The organism is Streptomyces sp. NPDC000878 (assembly GCF_053599695.1).
The window spans coordinates 155,562-181,955 of sequence record NZ_JBSFMT010000001.1 but is presented as its reverse complement, the minus strand read 5'-3'; the positions used below and the strand labels follow the sequence as shown (position 1 = coordinate 181,955).

General features: G+C 65.8%; 15 protein-coding genes. 9 read left to right on the top strand and 6 right to left on the bottom strand.

From position 1 onward, the window contains the following. Positions 1-722: 722 nt before the first annotated feature. Together ACWDR4_RS00725 and ACWDR4_RS00720 are read left to right on the top strand one after the other, a co-directional pair. Entirely contained in the window at positions 723-1,769 is a 1,047-nt protein-coding gene (locus tag ACWDR4_RS00725; RefSeq protein ID WP_450402104.1) for a restriction endonuclease subunit S, read from the top strand. 41 nt (positions 1,770-1,810) lie between these two features. Then, positions 1,811-3,268, top strand: coding sequence for an N-6 DNA methylase (locus tag ACWDR4_RS00720; protein WP_450402101.1), 1,458 nt, complete (start codon positions 1,811-1,813; stop codon positions 3,266-3,268). Between the two features lie 133 nt (positions 3,269-3,401). On the opposite strand, the gene ACWDR4_RS00715 is transcribed toward ACWDR4_RS00720, so the two are convergent. After that, entirely contained in the window at positions 3,402-4,991 is a 1,590-nt protein-coding gene (locus ACWDR4_RS00715) for an HNH endonuclease (protein WP_450402098.1), read from the bottom strand. 222 nt (positions 4,992-5,213) lie between these two features. Here ACWDR4_RS00715 and pglW point away from each other — a divergent pair, with 222 nt between their 5' ends. Together pglW and pglX are read left to right on the top strand one after the other, a co-directional pair. Continuing rightward, positions 5,214-9,905: a BREX system serine/threonine kinase PglW gene (gene pglW, locus ACWDR4_RS00710; protein ID WP_450402097.1), complete on the top strand. Its 4,692-nt coding sequence runs from the start codon at positions 5,214-5,216 to the stop codon at positions 9,903-9,905. 70 nt (positions 9,906-9,975) lie between these two features. Then, positions 9,976-13,710, top strand: a complete 3,735-nt coding sequence (gene pglX / locus ACWDR4_RS00705) for a BREX-2 system adenine-specific DNA-methyltransferase PglX (protein ID WP_450402094.1) — start codon at positions 9,976-9,978, stop codon at positions 13,708-13,710. Here pglX and ACWDR4_RS00700 read toward each other — a convergent pair whose 3' ends face one another. Further along, positions 13,711-14,313, bottom strand: a complete 603-nt coding sequence (locus ACWDR4_RS00700; RefSeq protein ID WP_450402092.1) for an ATP-binding protein — start codon at positions 14,311-14,313, stop codon at positions 13,711-13,713. A gap of 250 nt (positions 14,314-14,563) precedes the next feature. Here ACWDR4_RS00700 and ACWDR4_RS00695 point away from each other — a divergent pair, with 250 nt between their 5' ends. Both ACWDR4_RS00695 and ACWDR4_RS00690 read left to right on the top strand, forming a co-directional pair. Continuing rightward, positions 14,564-15,448 carry a helix-turn-helix domain-containing protein gene (locus ACWDR4_RS00695; protein WP_450402090.1) on the top strand — a complete coding sequence of 295 codons (885 nt, stop codon included), beginning with the start codon at positions 14,564-14,566 and terminating at the stop codon, positions 15,446-15,448. Beyond that, the gene (locus ACWDR4_RS00690) at positions 15,445-15,648 is read left to right on the top strand and encodes a DUF397 domain-containing protein (protein WP_450402087.1); all 204 of its coding nucleotides are present in this window, start codon (positions 15,445-15,447) and stop codon (positions 15,646-15,648) included. Before ACWDR4_RS00695 ends, ACWDR4_RS00690 begins: the two co-directional genes overlap by 4 nt. 67 nt (positions 15,649-15,715) lie before the next feature. Here ACWDR4_RS00690 and ACWDR4_RS00685 read toward each other — a convergent pair whose 3' ends face one another. From ACWDR4_RS00685 to ACWDR4_RS00675, 3 genes are read right to left on the bottom strand one after another with little or no spacing between them, the layout of a single operon-like run. Continuing rightward, the gene (locus ACWDR4_RS00685) at positions 15,716-16,852 is read right to left on the bottom strand and encodes an alpha/beta fold hydrolase (RefSeq protein WP_450402084.1); all 1,137 of its coding nucleotides are present in this window, start codon (positions 16,850-16,852) and stop codon (positions 15,716-15,718) included. Further along, entirely contained in the window at positions 16,849-17,901 is a 1,053-nt protein-coding gene (locus ACWDR4_RS00680) for a hypothetical protein (RefSeq protein ID WP_450402082.1), read from the bottom strand. The genes ACWDR4_RS00685 and ACWDR4_RS00680 overlap by 4 nt, the downstream gene beginning before the upstream one ends. 35 nt (positions 17,902-17,936) lie before the next feature. Further along, on the bottom strand, positions 17,937-19,238 hold the full coding sequence (locus ACWDR4_RS00675; RefSeq protein ID WP_450402514.1) for a glutamate-cysteine ligase family protein: 1,302 nt from the start codon (positions 19,236-19,238) through the stop codon (positions 17,937-17,939). 167 nt (positions 19,239-19,405) lie between these two features. On the opposite strand from ACWDR4_RS00675, the gene ACWDR4_RS00670 reads away from it, so the two are divergent. Together ACWDR4_RS00670 and ACWDR4_RS00665 are read left to right on the top strand one after the other, a co-directional pair. Further along, the gene (locus ACWDR4_RS00670; protein WP_450402079.1) at positions 19,406-20,251 is read left to right on the top strand and encodes an alpha/beta fold hydrolase; all 846 of its coding nucleotides are present in this window, start codon (positions 19,406-19,408) and stop codon (positions 20,249-20,251) included. Between the two features lie 136 nt (positions 20,252-20,387). Then, positions 20,388-21,833, top strand: a complete 1,446-nt coding sequence (locus ACWDR4_RS00665) for an ATP-binding protein (protein WP_450402077.1) — start codon at positions 20,388-20,390, stop codon at positions 21,831-21,833. A 33-nt stretch (positions 21,834-21,866) separates the two neighbouring features. Here ACWDR4_RS00665 and ACWDR4_RS00660 read toward each other — a convergent pair whose 3' ends face one another. Next, positions 21,867-22,112 (bottom strand): hypothetical protein, encoded by a 246-nt coding sequence (locus ACWDR4_RS00660; RefSeq protein WP_450402075.1) that lies wholly within the window; start codon positions 22,110-22,112, stop codon positions 21,867-21,869. A 320-nt stretch (positions 22,113-22,432) separates the two neighbouring features. Between ACWDR4_RS00660 and pglY the strand changes: the two genes are divergently transcribed. Continuing rightward, the gene (gene pglY, locus ACWDR4_RS00655) at positions 22,433-26,368 is read left to right on the top strand and encodes a BREX-2 system ATPase PglY (RefSeq protein ID WP_450402073.1); all 3,936 of its coding nucleotides are present in this window, start codon (positions 22,433-22,435) and stop codon (positions 26,366-26,368) included. Positions 26,369-26,394: the final 26 nt, after the last annotated feature.

Here is a 26,394-nt window from a genome sequence, read left to right as displayed (position 1 = left end):
CCCCGAAACACGGGCGCCGACAGTGCCCTCGCCGACCTTCCTGGCGGCGATCCAGACACGGTCACGCCGCACCGGGCTGGGGCGGGGGTCACACAAATCCAGTCGTATTGTCAGTGGCTTCTGGTAGACCTTGGACCCCTGGTCGCCATCCGTGCTCCCGGCCTGCTGGTGGCATCACGGACGAACTGCATCACAGAACTCTCTTGCGGAGTCACCTCGTGAGGAGGACCGGAGACGGAGGTGCATGCCGCGGTCAGCGACCCAGCTACGGTACCGGCAACCCAACGACATGAGATGCGACGCCACTTCCTTCAGAGTGAACCGAATGGAGAATCACCGTGAGTGAAAGGGAAATTCCGACAGGATGGATCTGGGTTCGCTTGGCAGACGTACTCAGCGAGCCACTCTTCAACGGCCGATCCGCGAGGACCGCAGCCGATGGATTTCCTCTTCTGCGTCTCACAGCACTCAAACGAGGAGGGGTGGATTTCTCTGAACAGAAAAACGGCGCGTGGACGCAGGAGCAGGCCGCTCCATTCCTCGTCTCCGCTGGGGACTTCCTCGTGGGTCGCGGGAACGGATCTCTCAAGCGAGTTGGACGGGGAGCCCTCGTGCAGCATGCGCCTCCCCCTATAGCCTTTCCCAGTACCATGATTCGCGTCAGACCGCATCCGGGAGTCATAACTCCCGAATTTTTAGCATACGCCTGGGAGTCTCCACTCGTGCGACTCCAAATCGAGAAGGCTGCGTGCGCCGCCGCAAACCGCGCCTACACGATCACCCACGACACCTTGTCGAATATCCGTATCCCGCTGCCACCAATAGCAGAACAGTGCCGCATCGTCGAAGCCCTGGAAACTCATCTCACCCGCCTCGATTCAGGACAACTCGGCCTCCAGCGGAGCATCTCACTCATACCGAAACTCCGCTCAGCTGTCCAAAATACCGCAATTTCTGGATGCATCCCGGCCGCTCCTCCCCCCACCCAATGGAGATGGGGAAACCTGGACGACGTTATTGCACGGATCGAGACAGGGAGACACCTTCCCTGCGAACGCCGACCTGCCGAAGAAAATGAGTGGGGCATAATCAAAGCCAGTGCCATGACGCGGGGGATTTTCGAAAATGACGAAAACAAAGCCATTCAGGGTGACATTAAAGTCGACCCACGGAACGAGATAAAGCAGAATGACATATTGGTCAGCCGTGCCAATACCAGCGACCACGTAGGTGCCGCAGTCCTTGTAGGCGAATGCCGTCCACAGCTGCTACTCAGCGACAAGAGCCTTCGCCTTGTCCCGAAGGATGGAATAGAGAAGAAATGGCTAATCCAGATTCTCTCGTCACCCTATGTCCGCAGAGAGATTTCACATAAGGCCACTGGCACCCTGAAGTCCATGCACAATATCACTCAACAGAATCTGATGCGTATACAAATACCCATCCCACCTCGCGAGGAACAATCAAGAATCGGTGAAGCGCTCAAAGCTGACATCGAGCGCATTGATCGACTGGCGGAGCAACTAGAGTCACTTCGGTTTCGGCCGGAGCACCTAAGGCAGTCCCTCCTGGCCTGCGCCTTCGAGGGCGAACTCGTTGACCAGGATCCCGCCGACGAGTCGACCAGTGTCCATCTCACTCGCATCCGGGCCGAGAGGGAAGCCCAAGGCCGCACGAAACAATCGGCGCGCCGACGCACTCACAGACCTGGGCCTTCATCATCCTCACCCCTTATCCACACTGACATTCAGCTGGAGTTCGAGCTTTGACAGGCACAATGCCCACCCAAATAGGTAAAAAAGTCAACCCGTTGGCCGCCAAGCTCTGGGAATACTGCAACGTCCTCGGTGACAACGGCTTATCCACCGCCGAGTTCGTCGAGCAGCTCGCGTATCTCATTTTCCTCAAGACTACTGACGAGATCGCGCCGGCCGGATATAACTGGAACTCTCTGGCGGAAAAGGAAACTTCGAACCTCGGAGACCACTACCGTGCCGTCCTCGCCGAACTCGCCAAGGCGGACCCTGCCACCACAGTCGGCAGCCTCTTCGCCGGGAGCCAGAATCGAATCCCGAATGTCGACCTTCTCCGAAAACTGATCGTCGATCCGATCGATGCAGTGGACTGGGAAGGACCGATCGCCAATCTCACGGGCGACGCGTTCGAGGTCCTGCTTGCCAGGAGCGCGGAAGACACCAAGACCGGAGCGGGCCAATATTTCACTCCACGCCCGCTCGTCAACGCGATAATTGATGTGATGCAGCCGCGGCCGACCGACACCATCACAGACCCGGCCTGTGGTACTGGCGGTTTCCTCATCGCCGCGCACCGCTACATTCTCGAGCATCATTTGCAGGAACTTTCCCCACAGGAAATTCTTGCCCTTGGCTCGGGCAGGATATGGGGGCAGGAGCTGGTCCCGAACACCGTTCGCCTGGGGGTGATGAATATGCTGCTGCACGGCCTGGGATCCGCCGCCGGGCAGTCGCTCGTGATGACGGAGGACGCTCTTCTCAGGCCGCCGAGTCGGCACGCTTCCCTCGTCCTTGCCCATCCCCCGTTCGGCAACACGCTTTCGATAACCACCGTAGACAGAAACGGCATGCTGGAGAGGGAGGATCCTCACTATCGACGCAACGATTTCGAGATAACCACCACCAATAAACAGATCAACTTTCTTCAGCACATCATGTCATTGATGGAGATGAATGGACGCGCAGCTGTCATCGTCCCCGACAATGTGCTGTTCGATAAAAGTGGCGCTTATTTGACACTGCGCCGTCGACTGCTCGAGCATTTCGACCTGCATACAATTCTGCGACTTCCCACCGGTATCTTCTACGCCAGCGGCATCAAAGCAAACGTCCTATTCTTCGATAAAATACCTCGCATCGACGGAAAGCCCAATACTTCTCAAGTCTGGGTCTACGACTTGCGAACCGACATGCAGTTTTCGCGCAAGCAGAAATCACTACAACAAGCCGATTTGGCCGATTTCGTCGAAGCGTACCTACCAGGAGGATCTCACTCGGACAGGTCCGAGACGGAGCGCTTCAGGTGTTTCCCCTACGCCGAACTGATCGCCCGCACCCATCTCAACCTGGACATCGTCTGGTCGGAGGAGCCAGCCCCTGACGACACCCACAGCGTGCTTCCCCCAGAGGTGATCGCCAGAGAGATCGTCGAGAACCTGGAATCCGCTCTGAGCCAGTTTGCTTCCATAGCCGACGCGCTGAGTGGTGAGTCTTTGCCTCAAACGGACAGGTAGCAACAACCGTTCTTCGACCACGAGTTGGCTGACTCCGGACATGTGGAGCAGCCACTCACCATGTAGGCCGGAGCGAGGAGGGCAGCTCGGGACTTCGCAGCAAAACCTCCATCCACCGCTCCGGCCAGGAGAATCAGTCCGATCCGAGGCTGTAGCGACTACGCCCGCACAGCACTCGGTGGTATTCGACGCACTCTTCGTCGATGGCATGCCGGGGATCGCGTATCAGGGGGCTGATCAGTTCCCCGTCTCTGCTTCGCCGCACGTTCCACTCCTCGTCGATGAAGAGGAAGAGCCTGTCGAACTGGACATGATGGTTGGGGCAGAGACACAACAAGTTGGACAGTTCGTCCGGTCCGTAGTGCGGGATTCCGAGTCCCTGGATGTGCGCAGCTTCGCTGTAGTGTCCGAAACGTGTCTCCAGCCGCACTCCGCATACCTGGCACCCGTGCTGATAGAGCAGCTTGATGTCCTCGACGAGGTGGAGGTCTCGATCGGGGCGCGACGAATTCACCTGTCGCCGCTTTCCGTGCCCAGCGGACTCATCCCCGCCCTCTCGGCCCTCGGCCTCCCCTCCTGCGTTCCCGCTGGCATGGGCGTATCCGGCCAGGCCGAGGCGCGTCAGCAGAGCACCTTGGTCGACATCCTGGAAGTAGGTGGTGCAGAGCAAGCCGATCGCTTCGGCACGGGTGAGTGGCTTCTTCAGCAGCTTCGCAACCTCTGGCCGAAGCCCTGCCACGATTCCGGACTCGGCCAAGGCCACCGCCAACGCCGAGTCGAGCCCCTCGTCGTCTGCACCTTCCACCTCCCACAATCCGCTGCTCCGCAGGTGCCGAAACGGGCTCTCAGGTGCCACCTCGGTATCAGAGCCACCGAACTCCAGCAGGAGAGGACCGATCTCGGTTCTGAAGTCGTCCCACGGCACAAGGCGGCTCTGCCCCGATACGAGCCGACCGATGGACCACAACAACGTCAGCGCTCCGTGGTGCGTACGTGACTCCTCCGGCACGCTGGCGTCCAGGGTGCCCAGGGCGCGCAGGAGCCCCTCGCGCCCCAGCTTGACTGCCGCCGCCACAGCAGCCTCTCCGCTCGTAGGCCGGCCTACGGCGGTCACGTTCCCGCCCACCAGCTCGTCCAGCAGCCCCAGATGGCGCCGCCGCTCCGCAGCCCGCACCAGCGTGAGGTAGCGCACCTCCTTGCCCACGGCCAGCGCGGTCAGGATCGGAGCCGCCGGGATCCTGAACTCCACGACATCACCCAGAACCATGATGTATTCCCAGGTCCGCCCGTCCTTGAGCTCCCCCCAGATGGCTCTGGCCAACTCGGGATTGCGGAGCAGCCTCAAGATGCGGGCTTTGGCGATGAACTCCTTCTCGGCGTAGAACAACACCTCGTCGCCGACCTTCTGCCCTCGCAGTGCGACGCCTTTGGCATGGCTTTCCTTCTTGACAGGCGTTGCCCCCCACAGCCGCGCCACCCCGTCGGGAAAGAGTCGCTTGAGTTCTACCGTGTCCTCGCCCAGGACGTGCTCATACTCCGCGAGCCGGATGCCTTTCCGTATCGAGCGCTCGAAGTTCTGAGGCCCACGGAGGCCGGGCCCACCCCTGGGCTGCAGCAGCCACTGCACCGAGGCGTCGGCTTCCTTGGCGAGGTCCGTACCATCCCGATTGTCCGTTACTGGGCCAGCCTCGAAGATCGGGCGGTCACCATGCTCATTCCCCATGGCGATCAGATTTTCATACTAACGAGGGCTATCCGTCAGGGCCTTGGCCGTCCAGTCGCAGACGGCTCTGCTTGAGAGGCAGTCGGGCACTCCCATGTAACGACGGTTGATCACCGACGTGGGCCAGCACCTTCCGTACCCCAACCGCTACGATCTGAGCGGGGAATTTTGCTGCCTGAGCAGCAGTAATCGAGACAGAGCGACACGAAGCGGGGATGGCACATGCGGGACGGCCGGTGGACCGCGGTCACCGAATCCGAGTTCCAGCATGAACACCGGGGCCTGGAGGCCATCCGCGAGAAGCTCGCGGACAACGACCCGTGGCGGGCCTGGTCGAACTTCACCTTCACCGCGCACACGGGCCACGTCCGGGAGGTGGACCTCCTGGTGATCGCCCCGGGCGGGGTCCACCTGATCGAGCTGAAGGACTGGCACGGCTCCGTCGAGTCCCGCAACGGCACATGGCTGCAGACCCAGCCCAGCGGCCGGCAGATCCCCCACGGCAACCCGCTGCACCTGGCCAACAAGAAGGCGAAGGAACTGGCCGCGCTGCTGCAGCAGAACGGCGAGCGGGTGTGGGTCTCGGAGGCCGTCTGCTTCACCGACTCCTCGCTGCGCAACCGGCTGCCCGCCCATGACCGCAACGGCGTCTTCACCGTCCCCCAGCTCACCGAGATGCTGAAGGAACCACCGAAGGACGAGTACCGCCGGATCGACGCCGCACGCTCGCGCCGGATCAAGGCGGCCCTGGAGCGCATCGGCATCGCGCGCAGCGACGCCGAGTACAAGGTCGGCCCCTACCTGCTCAGCCGGAAGGCGTTCGACTCGGGCCCGACCTGGGCCGACTATCTGGCCCAGCACAGTGAAATGCCGGAAGCCGCCCGCGTCCGTGTCTACCTGCGCGAGCGCGGCTCCGACGCCGAACTCCGCGCATCCGTCGAGCGGGCGGCCCGCCGCGAAGCCGCTGTGCTGCGCCACTTCCGGCACCCGGGTGTCGTCCAGCTCAAGCAGTACGACCCGTCCGGGCATTCCGCGGGCCCCGCGCTGATCTTCGACTTCGATCCGCGGACCCTGCGCCTGGACGAGTACCTGATCCAGTACGGCGAGAGGCTGGACATCCTCAGCCGGATGGCGCTGGTGCGGCAGCTCGCCGAGACGGTGCGTTCGGCGCACGGCCGGCGGATCTTCCACCGCACCCTGGCGGCCCGCGCGGTCCACGTGATCCCGCGCGGCCGTACCCGCCGGGGCGACTCCGAGAGTGAGACCGGCGCCTGGTCCAACCCGCACCTGCAGATCTCGGACTGGCAGGTAGCCGTCCAGCGCAGCTCCGAGCACGGTGTGACCGGCAACGGCGAGCGGTTCGCGCCGACGACCTTCTCCCGGGCGGGCGCGCATCTCGCCGAGGGCGCGGACCCGTATCTGGCCCCGGAGCTGACCGCGCTCAGGCCCGACCCGGTCGCCCTGGACGTGTACGGACTCGGAGTGCTCACCTACCTGCTGGCCACCGGCAGGCCCCCGGCCGCCAGCCAGGCCGAACTGGTGGCCCGGTACGAGGCGGGCGAAGGCCTGCGTCCCAGTTCCGTGGTGGACGGTCTCTCCCCGTACATCGACGAGCTGGTGCAGGCGGCCACGGCCTACGACGTCTCCGCCCGCTTGTCGTCGGTGGACGACTTCCTGGAGATGCTGGAGGTCGTCGAGGCGGACCTGACCGAGCCTCCGTCGGCCGAGGCCCCGCGCCCGGCCGAACCCGAGAAGGATCCCCTGGACTCGGTCGCGGGAGATCTGCTGGCGGGCCGCTGGGAGGTCAGGCGCCGCCTCGGTACGGGTTCGACGAGCCGCGCGTTCCTGGTGCGGGACCTGACCGCCGGCCCGGAGGTGCGCTTCTCGAAGTCCCTGGCGGTGCTGAAGGTCGCGACCTCGGACAGCCGCGGCGCGGTACTGCGCCGCGAGGCCGAGGTACTGGGACAGCTGCGCCCCGACTCCCGGGTGATCCGCCTGGTCGAGCCGGAGCCGCAGAACATCGGGCCCCGCACGGTCCTGGTCATGGAGTACGTGGGCGACGAGCGCGACGACAGCGCTGAGCCCTCCGCACCGGGCGCGAAGCGCCGGCGCCGGGAGGAGACCGTCGCCCGGCAGCTGCGCGAGTTCGGCCGCCTGTCCGTGGACCAGCTGGAGGCGTACGGCGACTACCTGTTCGGCGCGGTGGACTTCCTCGAGGGCGAGGGTGTGTGGCACCGCGACATCAAGCCGGACAACATCGCGATCCGCATCCGCCCCAACCGCACCCGCGAACTGGTCCTGATCGACTTCTCCCTGGCCGGATACCCGGTGAACGAGACGGCGGCCGGTACGGACGGCTACCTGGACCCGTTCATCGGCACCCTCACCGACCGCTCGGTCTACGATGCGCACGCCGAGCGGTACGCCCTGGCCGTCACCCTGCACGAGATGGCCTCGCGCGAACTCCCGGTGTGGGGCGACGGCAGGGTCTCGCCGCGCCAGACCGACCCGGAGAAGGAGCCGCACCCGAGGATCGCCGCCGACGCCTTCGACTCGGCGGTACGGGGCGGCCTGGTCGCGTTCTTCCAGAAGGCCCTGCACCGGGACGCCTCCCAGCGCTTCCCGGACCTCAAGCCGATGCGGGACGCCTGGAAGAAGATCTTCCTCGACATGGACGAGGCGAAGCCCTCGTCCCGCCGCCCATCACAGCACGCGGCGCAGCCCGCACAGGGCGAGGCGGCGCAGCCCGCCCCGGACGCGGCCATCCCGGAGGCGGAGGAGGAGAGCGCCGAGCAGCAGCGCGAACGGCTGGCGGGCCGGGTCGACCGGGACACCCTCGTCTCGTCGTCCGGTCTGAGCCCCGCCGCGGAGTCCTTTGTCTACGGCCTCGGCGTCAACACGGTCGGCGAGTTGCTCGACTACAGCCAGCGCCAGCTCGTCAACGCCCCCGGTCTTGGCGCCAAGACCCGCAAAGAGGTCCTCAGCCGCATCAAGCAGTGGCGGCTCAAGTTCGCGGAGCAGCCCACCGCGCCGCTCACGCCCGAGGGCCGCAAGGCCGCGAAGGAGGAGCTGTCCGCCGCTGAGGCTGCGGCGGCCGGCGCCGTGGCGGCGAACGGCGGCGCAGGAGCGCACTCGCTGCCGGAGCGCGCGCTGCGCAGCGTCAGCCTGGACACCCTCGCGACGGTGTTCGTACCGCCGCTGCGCAAGGACGACTCGAACCACAACGAGTGCGAGATGGTACGGCTGCTGCTGCGCCTGCCCAACGAGCAGGGCATCCTGCCGTCGGAGGTCGGGGTCTGGCCGACGCAGACAGACGTCGCGCACGTGCTCGGGCTGTCGCGGGGCCGTATCCCGCAGATGCTGAAGAACCAGCGCACCCGCTGGAAGAAGCATCCTGCGGTACGGGCACTGCGCGCCGAGGTCCTGGAGTTGCTGCGCGACCTGGGCAGGGTCGCTTCGGCGGCGGAGATCGCGGACGCGTTGACCGTGCGTCGCGGCACCCAGCTCCAGGAGCGCGAGCAGCGCCGGGCGCTGGCCCTGGCCGCCGTACGAGCAGTGGTGGAGGTCGAGCAACTCGTCCCGGAGGACGCCGAGTTCGGGCACACCCCGAACCGCGACGCCGCCGACGAGGGCATGGGCGCGGGCCTGTTGGCCCTGGAGGTGGGTTCTGACGACGCGCCGGACACACCGTCCGCGCCGGGCCTGCTGCACTACGCCCAGCGGCTCGGCCGTATCGCGGACCGGATGGCCGAGCTGGACACCCTGCCCACGGCGGCGACCGTGGTGGCGGAGCTGGGCGCCGTACCGCCGCCGAGCGCGACGGTGCAGTGGGACGACCGGCGGATGGTGGAGATCGCGGTGGCCGCCTCCCGCCACGCCGCCGCGACACCCCGCCTGGAGGTCTATCCGCGCAAGCTGCCGCTGGTACGCGCGCTGCGCCTCACCCAGGCCGGCCTGGTCCCGCTCATCCCCGGGATGGCGGAGGCCGAGCAGCCCGGCCTGACGGGAGAAGACGTCCACGAGCGGGTACGGGCCCGCTTCCCGGAGCTGCTCAACGAGCGCGGCGGCCACGCCCTGCCCACGGGAGGCCCGCTGACGAGGGCGCTGCGGCAAGCCGGCTTCGACCTCGTACTGTCGACGCGCAAGGGCACGGGAACGCTGCGCTATCTGCCGAGCAGTGCGGACGGCGTGTCGATCTACCTGTCGTCGGACGCCCGGCGGCGGCCGACGGGCACCGTCTCCGCGCACCGCTACTCCGACGACCCGGACCTCGCGGCGGCGGGCACGGCCGAGGACCGGCTGAAGGCCTCGGCACGCCGGGACGGCTTCCGTGTACTGACGGTGCCGACGGAGTGGGCACGGGACGCGATAGACGAACTCGGGCGCGACGACTTCGCCGGCGGGGCCGTGGTGGTTTCGGCGGCCGAGTTGTTCGTACGGGCACTGCACGAGTTGGTCGACCCTCGCCCCAAGCCCAGCTGGGAGACGATCCTGCGCGCGGACGTGGCGAAGTCCGGGTCGCCGGGGGCGATGAAGTTCGCCGAGTACGTGGGTACGGCGTGGGGGCTGGTAGAGCCTCGGATCGGCGAGCTGCTGGTGCCGGGGGCTGCGGGTTCCGCGAGTCCCGCCGGAGGCGGGGTGGCTGCTCCGTTGCTGCTGACGGACGCCGGTGTCTTCGCCCGGTACGACGCGATGGGCATGCTGGAGCGGCTGGCGGAGCGGTCGCGTGGCGGTGGCCGCGCACTGTGGCTGCTGTGCCCGCAGAGCGACCCGGCCCGGCCGCCCCGGCTGGGGACGGTGGCGGTGCCGTACCAGGCGGGGCTGGGCGAGTGGATCGTACTGAACGAGTTCTGGGTGCAGAACGCGCACCGGGCCGAGTCGAAGAGCGCCGTGGCCGCTGGCCCGCAGGATTGAATCGCTGAGCGTGTGCCGCACACAGGTCCGCTCGCGTGTGGGTGTGAATGACGACAGGAGACGTGACCAGGTGATCGACCGCAAGTCGAAGGCACTGCTGACAGACCTGATCAAGCAGGTCAAGGCGGTCGAGGTCGACCTCGACCAGCAGGTCCGGGACGGCGAGTCCGTCCTGAAGCCGCTACGCACGGAGTACGGCAAACTCCAGAAGGCTGACCCCAAGGGGAGCCCCAAGTGGGGGGCCTGGCTGGAGGAGCGGCTGGCCGAACTGCCGGAGGAGCGCGCCGAGCTGGTGCAGGCGGCGGAGTCGGTCGCCGGGAGGCTGCGGGCCGAGTACGACCAGGCGTTCAAGCTCGGCCGTACGGGGGCGACTTGGGGCGCGTGGCTGGACGAGCGGGTTACGCAGGTCGCGGTGGCTTGGGTGCTGGGCACGGTGTTCGTGCGGTTCTGCGAGGACAACTTGCTCATTCCGGAGCCGTATCTCACGGGGCCGGATACTGAGCGGCGGGACTTGGCGGAGGCGCGGTACCGGCAGTACGTCGAGGACGATCAAGACCCTACGTTCCGGGGGTGGCTGGAGCGGGCGTTCGCGGAGTTGGGCTCCGGGCAGGCCGGCAAGCTGCTGTTCGACGGGCGGCGCAACCCGCTGTATCAGATCCCGGTTTCGCACGATGGGGCGCGGGCTCTGGTGGAGTTCTGGCGGGAGCGGGGGGAGGACGGGGAGCTTGTTCATGACTTCAGCGACCCGCTGAGGGAGGGCGGCACGGAGGGGTGGGACACGCGGTTCCTGGGCGACCTTTACCAGGACCTGTCGGAGGCTGCCCGGAAGACGTATGCGCTGCTCCAGACTCCCGAGTTCGTGGAGGAGTTCATCCTCGACCGGACTATGAATCCGGTGGTGCGGGAGATGGGTGGTCGGTTTGGCGAGCTGAAGATGATCGACCCTACGTGTGGGTCGGGGCACTTTGTGCTCGGTGCGTTCCGGCGGATGGTTCAGCTTTGGGCAGAGCGGGAGCCTGGGCGGGATGTGCATGAGCGGGTGCGGGATGCGTTGAACTCCGTGCACGGGGTGGACATCAATCCGTTTGCGGTGGCTATTGCGCGGTTCCGGTTGCTGGTGGCGGCTATGGCTGCTTCGGGGGTGCGAACACTGGAGGAAGCGGGGCGGTATGACTGGCCGCTCCATCTGGCGGTGGGCGACTCGCTGATCAAGGCTCGGCAGCTTGAACTGACGCTGGGGGATGAGGAGTCGGGGGATCCGCTGGCGGAGTTCTCGTATGCCACGGAGGACTTGGACGAGCATCCGAGGATTCTGGAGCAGGGGCGGTATGACGTGGTCGTGGGGAATCCTCCCTACATCACGGTCAAGGATAAAAAGCTGAACGAATTGTATCGGAAGCTTTATGCGTCCTGCTCGGGAAAGTATGCACTTTCCGTCCCCTTTGCTGAGCGCTTTTTCCAGCTGTCGAGGGTAGGTAAACCCGGCGGTCACGGGTACGGCATGGTTGGCCAGATCACCTCGAACTCATTCATGAAGCGAGAATTTGGAACGAAGCTAATCGAGGAATACTTCGCACACAAGGTGGAACTAACCGAGGTTATCGACACCTCCGGGGCATACATTCCAGGACACGGGACACCTACGGTAATCCTCATCGGGAAGCGACGATCGGGCAGCGTCCGCACCCAGACCATTCGTACGGTCCGTAGCGTCCAAGGCGAGCCCTTCGCACCAGGGAACGGCGAGGACGGACTGGTATGGAAGGCGATTGTCAAACATATCGACCAACCAGGATCCGCCTGCCAGTGGGTATCGGTGGACGACCTGGAGCGCAATCGATACTTCGGCAGACAACCGTGGGTACTCGCTGATGGCGGACTGGAGATGATTGAAAAGCTAGGAGCCGCCTCAACAGCCCCCCTATCTCGCGCGACTGAATCCATTGGATTCGCAGCCATCACGGGAGATGACGAATATTTCGTCCTCCCACACCCGCTGGCAACATGGATTCGCGGCCGCAATCTTCCAAGGCGGTCATTCGTTACCGGAGACCAAGTGCGCGACTGGGGTTGCCATTTGGATGCCGATGCCATCTTCCCTTCAGAGGCATCAGGCGAGCAACGTACGACTCTAGAAACGAGAACCCTCTGGCCGGGGCGCCAAATTCTGCGCAACGGTCTAATGTTCTCCACCACCAAGGAGCAACGTGGCCTCCCGTGGTCTAACTACGCCTTCCACCAGGAAGGTCGACTCACGGCAAAATTCTTGATCACGTTCCCATTCGTGGCCACACACAACCACTTTACACTTGGCCGCGAGGGCAAGGTATTCAATCGACACGCACCAGTAATTAAGCTGCGAGACGGAGCGAGCGAAGAAGAACATCTACATCTAGTCGGCCTACTCAATAGCTCCACCGCCTGCTTTTGGCTCAAGCAAGTGAGCCACAATAAAGGAAGTACCGTGGACACCAAAGGAGCACGCCAGTCGACGATCCCGTTTGAAGATTTCTATGAGTTTACTGGCACAAAATTGCAGGAATTCCCTCTTCCCTCCAGCTATCCAACAAGACTCGCAGCCTCTCTTGACGCCCTCGCCCAGCAACTAAGCGCCACCAGCCCTACCGCGCTAGCAACACCCGAAAAACCTACTCCTGCCGCTTCGCTTCTCCGCAAAGCCCAAACGCAATGGGAATCTACCCGCGCCCGAATGGCCGCCCTCCAAGAAGAACTAGACTGGCAGGTTTATTCCCTCTACAACCTGCACTCGGAGGACCTTCGCGCCCCCGAGTCCGAAGTCCCTGGACTCGCCCCTGGCGAGCGAGCCTTCGAGATCGTTTTGGCTCGGCGGGTAGAAGAGGGTGAGGCATCCGACGAGTGGTTCAAGCGGCACGGGTCCACCCCTATCACCGCACTCCCCGACCATTGGTCGGACGCGTACAGGGCCACCGTCCAGAAACGCATAGACGCCATTGAGTCGTCCCGCGCCATCAGCATGGTCGAACGCCCTGCATACAAGCGCCGATGGGTGACGGGGGGTTGGGACGCGCTCCAGGAGAAGGCTTTGCGCTCCTGGCTACTCGACCGCATCGAGGCCCGCAAACTCTGGTTCCAGGACGGCCAACCGACGATCCTCACCCGCGCCCAGCTCGCCTCCGCACTCGCCCTCGACGAGGACTTCGTCTCCGTCGCCAAGTTGTACGCCCCCCGCAAGGAGCTGGCGACCGTCGTCGCAGATCTCCTCGCCAACGAGCACGTCCCCTTCCTCACTGCCCTGCGCTATAAGCCCACCGGCCTGAGGAAGCGCGCCGACTGGGAGCACGTCTGGGATCTCCAGCGTCAGGAAGACGCCGCCCCGGACGAGCCCGCAAAGCGGAAAATCCGGGACTCCATTCCCGTACCGCCGAAATACACGTCAGCCGACTTCCTCAAGCCGTCCTACTGGCGCGCCCGTGGAAAGCTCGACGTGCCCAAAGAGCGGTTCATCTCCTACGCCACCGGCGCGATCTCCGGCACCCCGGACCTGTTCGGCTGGGCAGGCTGGGACCACCAGGAGCAGGCACAAGCCCTCAGCACGTACTTCACGAACCACGACGAACTGTCCGACGAACAGATGACCCCGCTGCTCGCCGGCCTCCTCGAACTCCAGCCCTGGCTCACCCAGTGGCACGGCGAGTTCGACGCACTGTACGGCGGCTCCCCCGCAGCCTTCTTCGCGGGCTACCGGGCGACCAAGCAGGGTGAATACGGTCTGACCGACGACGACCTGCGCGCCTGGCGTCCCGGGAAGCCAGCCAGGGGCTGATCACCCCGGCGTGCCTTCCTTGCCTTCCCGCGAGGAGGGCACGCCATCGTCCCGGACAGACAACGGCTCGGCCGCGTGCACCCGTAGCGCCGGGCCCTTGTCCAGTCCGAGAACAACGGCGAGTCCGCCAGCCGCGTACGGCTCGGTGCGAACCGAATGGACGGCACGCCACACGCCCCACATCCGTACCCGCTGCCCGGTCCGCACCATGACCGCCGCAACCTCTCTCTCCACGGGGTCGGCCACGATGTCCGGCGCCTTCAGCTCGACCCACACCGTCTTCCCGATCCCGCCCGCGCGCTCCTCGACGCCCCAGCGGTAAGCCAGCGCCTCCACCAGCAGCAGTCCGCGCCCGCCGATCTCCTCGTCGTCTGGCGTCCGCACTTCGGGCCTCCCCGAGCCCGCGTCGCTGACCTCCAGCCGCAGCAGGCCGTCCTCCAGCAATCGCGCGATCCGGACGCCCACCTGCCGATCGCTCGGTACGCGCACTCGGAGCGCGTTGGTCACCAGCTCTGAAAGCACCAACTCCGCTGTCTCCAGGGCACCTTGACTCACGCCCCACTCGCCAAGCACGGCGTGCGCCAGCGCCCGTGTTCTGGGCACGCTGCGACGGCAACGGGTTAACCGGAAGGTGACTTCGTTCGGTGCAGCCATAGCAGCCCCCAGAGGGTCGAAGCGCGGTCGGAGCCCCATAGAGACAGCCAGTTGGGCCGTGGGACGCCGATGTCCATGCCCAGCAGGATGTATGCGCATCACCCGAATCTGCAACGTTGCCAACTAGGATGGCAGCAATCTTCCATCTTTCGAGTTAATCCCACCCAGATGCATCCACGACTCTGCTAAACGTGTTGGCATGCTTGCCAAGAGCACCACCCCGAACCCCTCGACCGTGCTCGGCCGCCAACTCGGCGACGAACTACGCCGGTTGCGGGAGGCGGCCAAGCTGACCACCACTCAGGCAGCCGAGGCCCTTGACTGCACCAAAGGCAAGATCAGCCGGATCGAGAACGGCCGAGTGGCGGTCCGCCTTCCGGACCTGACGGCGATGCTGCACGCCTACGAGGCGGCGGACCCCGAACTCCGTGAGCGGCTGAGTGCGCTGGCCCGTAAGGCCAACCGCCGTCGTAGGCAGGGATGGTGGAACCAGTACGGATCTGTTCTCGCCGACACTTACCGCGACTACATCGCCCTGGAAGCCATGGCCGGAGAGATCCGCACCTTCCAGGCACAGCTTGTTCCCGGCCTGCTCCAAACCCCGGACTACGTCCGTGCCGTGACGGTGGCCTCGCGGCAGTGGCAAACGGCGGACGAGATCGAGAAGTTCGTCCAGGTACGCCTCGCCCGGCAGGAACGACTCATCGGCGACTCTCCCTTGCATCTCTGGGCTGTGCTGTCAGAGGCCGTTCTTCTTCAACAGGTCGGCGGACCCCAGGTAATGCAGACACAGTTGGAGCACCTCCTGGCCAACTCCGAGCATCCCAACGTGACCATCCAGGTCCTGCCGTTCTCGCGCGGAGCGCACGCGAGTATGTTCGGCCCGTACGTAGTACTGGGTTTCCCGGAGGAGGCAGCGCTCGACGTGGTGCTGGCGGACAACCCGACCGGTTCCATCTGGCTGGAGCGGGAGGCAGAAGTCGCCCGTTACCAAGACCTGTTCGATGCCGCTCGCACGTCCGCGCTCTCTCCGATGGAATCCCGCGCCGTCATCCAACGCAGGGCCAAGGAGCACAGAGCATGAAGCGCGCACGCCACAGCACGCCGGACCTGTCGGGCGCGAGGTGGCGCAGCAGCAGCTACAGCGGCGGCAACAACGAGTGCGTTGAGATCGCCGACGGCATCCCCGCCCTCATACTGATCCGCGACAGCAAGCACCCCGCCGACCGCGTGATCGCCTTCTCCCCCCACACCTGGCACGCGTTCATCGCGCACCTGAGCTGAACCCGACCACCCGCAAGGCCCGGCAGCTCCTGCGGTGGAGAGCGGGACTAGGCGCCCTCCGATGGCGTCAGCCGCCCCGGATCAGGGTCCCCACCTCGTGCTTGAGGAAGGCGTCCTGGCAGAACTCGAAGTGGTCCACCCTGCGTAGATCGAAAACCTGCCGGATACCTCGCTGCCGGGCCAGCGCGACGACGTCGTTGAATCGCTGCTCGAAGTGAATCGAGAAGAACACGCGTGTTCTGTCGCTGATGGCCCTGATGCGGTCGACGCGCTGGAAGAACAGGTCGTACTGGCCGTCCGGTTCCCAGTAGGCCCACAGATCCGCCGCGTGGCGCTGGACTTGCGCCAGATCCTTTCCGCTGATCTTGTGGAGGTATTCACAGACGTTCTGGAACTCGATGAGCGTTTCCGGAATCTGCGCAATGCGCTTCAATTCCGCCAGCGGCTGCTCCGGGTTGAGATGAGCCATTTTTTCTGAAATGACCATGGTCGAGTGGTTGATGTTCGGGTCGAGAAGCAGCACCGACTTGATCTTGGGCTGCCGCTCCGGGTGCTCCCGCCACAACTCGGCCAGGCGGAACAGCATGTCGCAGCCGACCGAGAACCCCACCAGGGTGATCCGCTTGTACGGGTACTGACGCTGGAGATTGTTGATGGCTCCGCTGATGAGGTCGGTATGGGCGGCTATACCGATCGGGCGATAACGGTCGTCCCGCGCTTCATCGGCGTTGTGCCCGAACAGGGTGATGGCGGCGGTGTGCTGCCGGGCGACGTTCATGAACGGACGGAAGTCGTCCGCGTCCAGCCCGAGTCCGTGCAGCAGGATGGTGAGATCGGCGGATTCCGTGCGGCGCTCCAGATACCAGAGTTGTCGGCCTATCACGGCGTTGTCCGAGGGAAGGTCCTCCTCGAAGTCGTCCGCGTGGATGTCGAAGGAATGCCGCACCACTTCGCGGCGCAACTCGCGGCGGCGCTCGGCGAGTCCACGGGCCCACCAGGCGAGGGAGAAGACGGTTGCCACGGCAAGGGTCACCAACGTGCCACCGGCGACCACATGACTCCAGGTCCAGCCGATGACGGAGCGAGCCTCATCGCTGTAGATCCCGATGGCGGTTCCCACGACGGCGCCCACCAGGGTGACGGCCGCCTTGTACCGACCGATGAATCCTGCCGCCCTTTCGATGAACTGCGAGCCGTGAATCACTGTCCCCCACCCTGCCCTACAAGCTCCGTCAGTCCGTCGCGCACGGTCACGGTGCCCATGAAGTGGGCGTCGGACACGTCAGCGACATGAAGCGGCCGTGTGCTGCTGTTCTGATAGGCGTGCACGACACAGCCCTTCCGCGCCAGTGCATGGCTGGGCTCCATGCTCAGCAGCACGCCCGGGGTCTCCAGAGCGCGCAGTACCGTCTCGACGACCCGGCTCCTGACGTCGTCGCTGTACTGATAGAGAACGAAGTTGCAGGTCACCACATTGATGCGATGGACGCGCAGAAACGCCTCCAGGGCAGGGAAGTCGAGGATGTCCAGCGGCTGCAGTGCCACCTCCGTACCAGCCGTCTCCGCCTGGCCCAAGGACCACTGCACCTCTTCGAATCGCTGCTCGTAGTAGTCCGACGGGCCATGGCAGGCGCGCACCCAGTCGAGCGTCGGCAGCGGTGGGCGGTCGACGCCGCCGACGTAGTCCAGTGGAATCCCCCGGAAGGGCAGGGGCTCGGGGTTCCAGTGCAGATCTCCCGCGAACCGGTCATAGATCGCCTTGTTGTTCAACTGGCGCGGAAGCAGTCCGATGCTGGTACCGAGGTCGAGGACACGGACCTGTTGGATGTTCCGGAACCTGGCGAAGGCCCCTATGACAAGCTGCGGGAGGAGGAACCTGCGGGCTCCGGTGTAGGAGTTCGAATGGCTTTCCATCAGGCGTATGAGATCGAGCGCCCTTTCCGACAGAGCGCGCGCGAGGGCGGGTACACGCTGCGAAGCGGACAGTTCGGCGCGGAACACGTCCGCCGGCCCTCCGTCCTGGAGCGCCAGTTGCCGTACGGCTATGCCAAGCAGGGTGATGGCGTGGGCGTCGCTGATGTGCGGCCGCTGTTGCCACATCGCGGACAGCAACCGGTCGAGGCCGCCGGATGCCTCGGACTCGGCCACTTCACTCAGACACTCGTGGAACAGGGACCAGCCGTGGTTGCCCTGCTCGTGCTGCCCCATGTCAGCCAGGGCTGTGAGCAGCGACTGCTTGCGCGTTGAGAGCACGGGCCTGCACTCCTTCGCAGACGGAGGATGGGAGATCACGCAACCGCCATGTGATTCGGCAGCCGTAGCTGTGCCGGGGAGAGTCCTCGCAGCGTGTGACTCTCCGCGAAGCGCTCCACCGCGCCGAACACCTCCGGGGACACCCCAAGTCGCTGTAATCCCGCCAAGGCCAGCAGCATGACCATCCGCGCGCGGTCCCCCACACCAGGGGCGGCCAGACCGCGCCGTGCGGCGTCGATCCAGTCCTGGCGCGTGGGTGCTGTCGCGGTACGGCCGATGAGAGCGGCGACGGCGTCGGACGTGGCCTTGTCGTCCATGAGCGCCGCCACCACCGCGACGGGGACCACCCAGTCGTCGCCGGTCTGGGCGTCGAGCATGCGCAACTCCAGATGGCCGCAGGCACGGACGGGCGGAACCAGGGACTTCAGGTGATGGAAGACGTCGTCGACGTGTACGGGCCGTGGCCCTGTACCCCGCAGCCACCGCCTGAGAGACAGCCCGGCGGGCGCCGGCTCCCAGATGGTCGAGCGGTCTTCGGCCGGGACGGGGCCCTTCTGCTGTATGGCCATCACCTGCGCGTCGAGGGCGAACCGGGTCCATACACCACGTGGGTCGCCGCCCGACGGCAACGGTCCGTTACGGAACCGGTCCGTCCGGAACCGCAACAGCTGCCGCCCAGAGAGCGCGATTGCCTCACGGGGGCCGCAGACCTCCAGGACGGGTGAGTTGGCGAACACTGCCATCAGCAGCGGACCGAGCGAATTGGCGATCAGCCACCTCCGGGACCGCCCCCGCCACCCGTCGGAGTCGTCCCCGGCGTCCACGTTCACCTGCACGGACGCGGTGTTGCACAGCAGAGCGTCGCCGGCGCTTCCGAGGTGTGCGTAATAGCGCTGCAGCGCCTGGTAGCGCGGCAGCGCGACGGTGAACCGAGGGGGCCGATGGTCGAGCCCGGCTCCCACCAACCGCATCCCCACCTCGTGCGCTCGGCTGCGCAGGAAAGCCAGATCGACAGCCGTGGAATCGATGCAACTCTGAAGCGAGGCATACGGGAGACCGCTCAGCTCCAGTTGCCCACCGGGCTCCCACGAGACCTGGCCGCCTTCCGGCAGGGGTCTCCCGACCAGCCGATCGACCTCTGTCAGCTCTTCGGGACTCGCTCGGCGTGCCGGATCATCCACCGGCAGTACGAGCCACTCCAGCTCTACGCCAATCCGCCCCACCCGATCTCGCGACAGTGAGTGATCGAAAATCAGTCGCTTCGCGTCCAACTCACTCAACGCACTTTTCAAAGAAGCACGCCCCCCGGTCGTTGGATGTTCAAGTCGTACCGCCATCATTACGCCAGACACTTTCTACCCGCGTCCAGAGGGCGAAGGCGCGCGGAGTGAAAACCCCCAGATAAATCCCGATTCCGCCACTGGCGGACCGGGTATTGGACTATGGTCTTGGGTCTCCGACAGTGGGGGTTCGACCCGTGCTCACAAAGAGAGTGGCTGATTCCATGACTACCATTTCGTCCCCCGCCCCCTTGACGCACAAGCGTTTCGGACAGTTGACCTATTTGGAGCGTATGGCCGACTCTCATAGGATCAGTGTCTTCTTTCACGGTCTCGGGTTGGATGCGACGGATTATCAGGAGTACCTGGAGACCCATGAGACCCATGGGATTGCCGTCAGCCTGGCCGGCTACGCCCCGGGGCGCACGGATCCACTCCCTCCGGTTCCCGCCAGCCAGCATGTCGAGATGGTGGCGGGCCTGGTCGAGCTGATCAGCCGAAACAATCCGGACAAGCGGATCAACCTGATCGGTTTCTCGCTAGGTGCCGACCTCGTGCTCCAGCTTGCGGAGTGGTGGACGGCCGACCCGGGGCGCACGCGCCCTCCGATCTCCGGCGTGCTCTTGCTCGACCCCAACGTGAATCAATCGACCATGACCATCTCCCGGCTTTTCGCATCAGCGGATCGACGTGACCCGACGCCCGCCCTGAAGGAGCTGGTCGGGTTGGCACGGGATCCTGATGTGCTGCGCTCACTGTGCGGCTATGCCATCAAAATTTCGTCGAAGGATTTCAGCCAGGTGCATCGACTTGCCAATGACATGATCCGGTACTGGGACCCGGTCGGATACGATCAGTTTGGGGCCCGTGTCGCTCGCGTGGCTGAAATCTCGGATGCGGTGAGCATCGCACTCTCTGCCGATTACAGAGAGCATCTCACGGGAATGAAGAATGCGGTGCGACGTAAAAGCTCTCGAGCGGATGATGTGGTCTTCAATATCACGGAGCTGGATCATTTCGGGCTCATTGAGAATGATTTCCTGTCGCGTGAGTTGAAGTCGATGGGGTGAGGGCGGCGAATCGCAGGGATCTGAGCGTCGCAACAGCTCCCCCGAAATCACTCAGCGCAATCAGTTCGATACTCACATTCTCCATACTATGGTTCACTTGAGTATGCTCAACACGAGCAACCTCGAAAGGTGACCCATGCCAGGCTTCGTAGGCCGCACATCCGAGCTGGCCGCCCTGAACCGCCACCTCGCCTGGGTGATCGACGGCCGAGGCGACCAGCGCGGCCGGGCCCTGCTGCTTCGCGGCCGGCGTCGGGTCGGTAAGTCGCGGCTCGTGGACCTCTTCTGCGAGCGCGCCCAGGTGCCGTACGTGGTCCACCAAGCCACCCGAGGCGAGGACGCCCAACGGGAACGGGCTCGCTTCCTCGCCGAGGTCCGGCACTCCGCACTGCCCGACACCGCCCTCCTAGCCGGCGTCACGACCGTCGCCGAATGGGACACCGCCCTGCGCCAGCTCGCGGCGGTACTCCCGGACGACGCTCCCAGCATCGTCGTACTCGACGAGCTGCCATGGATGCTCGAAGGCGACCCGGTTCTGGAAGGCACCCTGCAGACTGTGTGGGACCGGGTACTGAGCCAGAAGCCTGTGCTCCTCATTCTCATCGGCGGCGATCTCGCCATGATGGAGCAGCTCTCCGCCTACGGCCGTCCCTTCCATCAGCGCGGGGTCGAGATGGTTCTCGCTCCCCTCTCCCCCTCCGAGGTCATGGCAATGACCGGGCTCCCGGCCGCCGACGCCTTCGACGCCCATCTGATCACCGGCGGCCTGCCCCTCATCTGCCAGGAGTGGCAGGAAGGCGAGAGCCGCCCCGATTTCCTCTCCCGCACCCTCGGCGACCCCACCTCCCCCCTCCTCGTCTCCGCCGAGCGGGCACTGGCCGCCGAGTTCCCCACCGCCCTCCAGGCCAGGCACGTCCTCTCCGTGATCGGCAGCGGTGAGCGGACCTTCGGGACGATCGCCGCGAAGGCGGGAGCGGCCGATCGACCGCTCCCGCCCGGCTCGCTCAACCCCGCCCTGCGCACCCTCGCGGGCAAGCGACTCGTCGCCGTCGACACCCCTCTCTCCACCCACCCCGGAGACCGCGACCGCCGCTACCGCGTCGCCGACCCCTACCTCCGTTTCTGGCTGGCCTTCCTGGAGCAGGGGATCCCTGAGATCGAGCGCGGGCGCAGCCGGATCGTGGTCAAGGCGGTCGAACGCGGATGGACCTCGTGGCGCGGGCGGGTGATCGAACCCGTCGTGAGGGAGTCCCTGGCCCGGCTGCTCCCTGACGACACGTGGCCGCAGGTGCGGGAAGTGGGCGGCTGGTGGCCTCGTACGAACAATCCCGAGGTCGACCTGGTGGGGGCGGACCGGTCGCCGGCGCGCGAGATCGGGTTCGTCGGCTCGATCAAATGGCATGAGCGCGGCTCCTTCGACCGCCGCGCCCTGGCCGCGTTGGCCCGGGACGCCCTGGCCGTACCCGGTGCCGACGAGGACACTCCGCTGATCGCGGTGTCCCGCTCCGGGTTCACGGTGGACGGGCTGGCTGCGACGTACGGGCCCGAGCAACTGATGGAGAGCTGGGGTTCCGTGACGTGAGCTCGCTCCTCCACGCCGGGGGACGCGTGCCCGTCACGCCTCCGCCGCGGGCGGACGCCATTCCCCCGACGTGAACGCGCTCAGCAGTTGCCTGCCGGCATTCGTGAACGGGTGCTCGGAACCCAGGCCGCGTTCGCGTCTGGCCACGACATCCGTCATCAGCTCGATCCCCGCGTCCACATGACCGAGCGCGGTGCGGGGTCGGGAGAGAAGCTGCTGGGCCGAGAGTGTGATCGGGTAGACGGGGCCGAAAAAGACGCCGGGAGTCGTCGGTGACATGCCATATCTCGTGGTCGGCCTCGTCGAAGCGGCCCAACAGGTACAGCGCCCAGGCGCGGTTGTGGTCCGGGGCTCGCTCCGAGTGAGCGCGGAGGGTCCCTTCCTCCGCTCTCCTTCCGCACGCGCACGGTCCATGTCAGACGCACCCGATACGATCGAAGACCGTCCGTGCCCATATGAACGGCGACGGACGGTACCTCCGGGACGACGAGCCGCGCTGAGCGTCACGTCATGTCCCGGACGACGGGGGACGCGCCGCGCTGCCCGGTGGACGTAGACGCAGACCGTAGGACACAGAAAACAGGAGACACGAGACAGAGATGGCCCCGACCGCCGCCACGGCCCCCCTCCTCCGCGATGTCATCGACATCAAGCCATCGATCTCCACGTCCGACTTCGTCCTGAAGCTGGCCGAGGCAGTCACCAGGGAGGGCGCCGAGCGAGCACTGCGGGACTACGTCGTCACCGAGCGGCTGCTCGAGAACTTCGACGACGCCATGAGTCTGATCAAGAGCGCGCTGGACGGACAGACGTCGAAGGCCGCGTACCTGCACGGCTCGTTCGGTTCCGGTAAGTCGCACTTCATGGCCGTGCTGCACGCCCTGCTCCGGGGCGACGAGACCGCCCGCGCCCGGACCGATTTCGATCCCGTACTGGCCAAGCACGAATGGCTGAGCACCGACGGGAAGAAGTTCCTGCTCGTGCCCTACCACATGCTCGGGGCCAAGTCCCTGGAGCAGCGGGTGCTCGGCGGGTACGTCAGTCACGTCAAGGCACTGCATTCCGAAGCGCCCACTCCGCAGGTCTACCGGACCGACTCCCTCTTCGCGGACATCCGCGCGCTGCGGGAACGTATGGGCGACGACAAGTTCATCGAAGGGCTCGCCGGAGCCGCGTCCGGCGAGGCCGACTCCGCCGCCGACGAAACCGCCGACGAGTGGGGCGACTCCTTTGCCTGGTCCCCGGCGCTCCTCGAAGCCGCCCTCACCGCCGAGGAGTTGGACGGCGGCGAAGTGAACCTCAATCTGGTGAACCCGACCACCCCGGCCGAACTGCGCGCCAAGCTCGTGCACGACGCGAGTACCAGCTGGTTCCCCGGCTTCGCCAAGAACGCGGCCGAGGACGAGCACGGCTTCATCTCGCTGGACGCCGGCCTCGCCGTCATCGCCGAGCACGCGAAGTCACTGAAGTACGACGGGCTCATCCTGTTCATGGACGAGCTGATCCTCTGGCTCGCCAACCGTATCCACGACCAGAAGTTCGTCTCCCGCGAAGCGGACAAGATCACCAACTTCGTGGAGGGCTCCGACTCCCGCCGTGCCATCCCGATCGTGTCGTTCATCGCGCGCCAGCGCGATCTGCGGGAGCTGGTCGGCCAAGAGGTCTCCGGCGCGGCTGAGACCGCGATCCAGGACAGCCTCAACCTGGCTTCCGGCCGCTTCGACAAGATCACCCTGGAGGACCGCAACCTCCCGCAGATCGCCCACGCCCGTCTCCTGAAGCCCAAGGACGCGGAGGCCGCCGCCAAGCTCGAGGCGGCGTTCGCGAAGATCAAGCGGGTCGGGCCGCAGGTGTGGGACGTACTGCTGGGCTCCGAGGAGGGGACGACCGGCGCCGACGAGGCGTCGTTCCGGCTGACGTACCCCTTCTCCCCCTCCTTCATGGACACCCTGGTTCACATCTCCTCGGCGCTGCAGCGCTCCCGTACCGGTCTGAAGCTGATGGGCCAGCTGCTCGCCGACCATCGCGACGACGCGACGTTGGAGCAGCTCATCCCGCTCGGTGACCTCTACCCGGTCATCGCGGACGGCGGCGACAAGCCCTTCGTCGACAGTCTTAAGGTGGAGTTCCAGGCCGCGGACAAGCTGTACAACACCAAGCTGCGGCCCTACCTCCTGGCGATGTACGACGTCACCGAGGAGGACATCGAGCGCTACCGCCACCGCCGGGAGACCGTGACCGATCAGGGGCTTCTCCAGCGGTGCAAGGCGTTCGTGGGCGACGACCGGCTGATGTGCACGCTCCTGCTGTCCGCGCTGGCGCCCAGCGTGCCCGCGCTGCGGGATCTGACGATCCGGCGGCTCGCGGCCCTCAACCACGGCTCGGTCATCTCCCCCATCCCGGGTGCGGAGGTCGGGGCGATCCAGTCGAAGGTCGACGAGTGGGCGGCCCGCTTCGCGGAGATCAAGCCCACCGGCACCAAGGTCAACCCGGGCGTACGGCTCGAGTTGGCCGGCGTGGACGTGGACTCCGTCCTCGCCAACGCCAAAGTCAACGACAACCGCTCCAACCGACGTGCCCTCGCCAAGCGACTGCTCGCCGAGGAGCTGGGAATCGACCTTCAGGAACGGCTCACCGCGGACGAGCTGAAGTTCGTCTGGCGTGGCTCGAACCGCACCGTGGAAGTCATCTTCGGCAACATCGCCGACCACGACGACCTGCAGGACCACGAGTTCGCCCCCAGCCAGGACGGGCTGTGGCGGATGATCATCGATCTGCCGTACGACGAGGGCGAGTACGGGCCGCGCGAGGACGCCAACCGCATGGCCGAACTCCGTCGGCTTCCCGGCAATCGGCCACGGACCGTGGGATGGATTCCCACCCATCTCTCCACCGGCCGCTTCCAGGACTTCCAGCGGCTGGTCGTCATCCACTACGCCCTCGCCGACCAGCGGCGCTTCGACACCAGCTACGCGCAACACCTGAACGCCGACAACCGGGCGCGTGCCAAAGCGCTACTGGAAAATCAGCGTGACACCCTCACCAAAACAGTGAAGGCGGCCTTCAAGCAGGCGTACGGCCTCGCGGCCAAGAAGCCCGGCGACGTCAATCCTGATTTCAACGAGCACCTGGAGCCGCTGCCCGACGTGCCTGATCTGCGTGTCTCCATCGGGCAGTCCCTGCACGACGCGGCCCGGCACGTCGCGGGCAAACTGCTGGCCCACCAGTTCCCCGCACATCCGGACTTCGACCCCGACGGCACGGGTACCGTCGTCAAACTCGCTGACGCGCGGGCCGTGTTCGGGTATGTCCGCGCAGCCTCGGAGGCCGGCGACCGGCAGGCTGAGATCCCGGCCAACCAGCGTGCGCTCATGCGGCGCATCGCCGCGCCGCTGGGGCTCGGCCAGCAGAAGGAAGCGTACTTCCGTCTCTCGACCCGCTGGCCGGAGCACTTCGCCCTCCAGGCGCGTGGCGAGGCCGGTCCCGGCGACCTGAGCGTCGTCCACCTCACCGAGTGGATCGACCGTCCCGCGACGATGGGTCTGGAGCCGTTCCTCGCCCACCTGGTCATCGCGTCGTACGCGGAGATGGACGACCGGGTCTGGGTACGGGCGGGTGCACTGCTCGACCCCCCGCCCGAACTCTCCGCGATCAAACCGCAGGACGCGCTGCGTTCCCAGCCGCCGCCTGAGGAGCATGTCTGGGAGGAAGCCGGGAGCCGCTACTGGGAGATCTTCGGCGAGGAGCCGCCCAGGCTCCGCCGGGGCCGGATGGTCGGACAGTTCGCCCGGCGGATCACAGAGCAGGCCCGCTCATATCAGCCGCACGCGGCCGATCTGGTGGCGCAGTTGGAGAAGCACACGCCGCTGCTCGGTCTGGACGGCACCGACGAGTCCGGCCGACTGGCCATCGCCCGCCGGGCCCGGGACCTGCTGGACGAACTGCGCGGGCTGGATCAGGGTGTGGCCGGCGGTTCCGCTGCGGCCAAGCAGGTCATCTCCGCATTCGCCGGCTTCGATCTCGGCGATGTGCCGACGAGCCGCTACGGTGCGTCGATCAAGCAGGCCGAGGCCGTCGCGGCTGCCTTGGCCACCGCCGCTTGGGACATGCTCAAGCTCGCGCCCAACTACGGTCCGCAGGGCGAGGCGGTGCTGGAGGAGTTGCGTGGCGCGGCGCGTATCGATCAGCGCACCAAGGACCTCAAGGAGGCGCTGCGGGAGGCGCGGCGGTCCATCGTCGCCGTTATCGAGCGCAGCCAGGCACACACCGCCGACCCGCGTAGGGCGTACACCGCGCCCACGCCGGCCGAACCTCTCACAAAGCCCGACGCGATCAGTCTGAGCACCGACGCCGGCCAGCCTCCCGTGCCCTCCGCCCACCCCGACATCGGCATCGGACGACGTACGGGACGCCGCTCGGGCGGGGGCCGGACCACGGCCTCCCGAGCGCTGGCCGAGTTGAGGGCCGAACTGGACGAACTGGCGGCTGCCGAGCCGGATGCTGAGATCGAGATCAGCTGGCGGGTCGTGGAATGAGCGGAAGGCAGCGGGCGGAGAGGGCG

Coding starts and splice junctions, on each gene's coding strand:
- ACWDR4_RS00715 (WP_450402098.1), bottom strand. CDS start 4,991: ATGGGGAATGAGCATGGTGACCGCCCGATCTTCGAGGCTGGCCCAGTA.
- pglW (WP_450402097.1), top strand. CDS start 5,214: ATGCGGGACGGCCGGTGGACCGCGGTCACCGAATCCGAGTTCCAGCAT.
- ACWDR4_RS00695 (WP_450402090.1), top strand. CDS start 14,564: ATGCTTGCCAAGAGCACCACCCCGAACCCCTCGACCGTGCTCGGCCGC.
- ACWDR4_RS00690 (WP_450402087.1), top strand. CDS start 15,445: ATGAAGCGCGCACGCCACAGCACGCCGGACCTGTCGGGCGCGAGGTGG.
- ACWDR4_RS00675 (WP_450402514.1), bottom strand. CDS start 19,238: ATGGCGGTACGACTTGAACATCCAACGACCGGGGGGCGTGCTTCTTTG.
- ACWDR4_RS00670 (WP_450402079.1), top strand. CDS start 19,406: ATGACTACCATTTCGTCCCCCGCCCCCTTGACGCACAAGCGTTTCGGA.
- ACWDR4_RS00665 (WP_450402077.1), top strand. CDS start 20,388: ATGCCAGGCTTCGTAGGCCGCACATCCGAGCTGGCCGCCCTGAACCGC.
- ACWDR4_RS00660 (WP_450402075.1), bottom strand. CDS start 22,112: ATGTCACCGACGACTCCCGGCGTCTTTTTCGGCCCCGTCTACCCGATC.
- pglY (WP_450402073.1), top strand. CDS start 22,433: ATGGCCCCGACCGCCGCCACGGCCCCCCTCCTCCGCGATGTCATCGAC.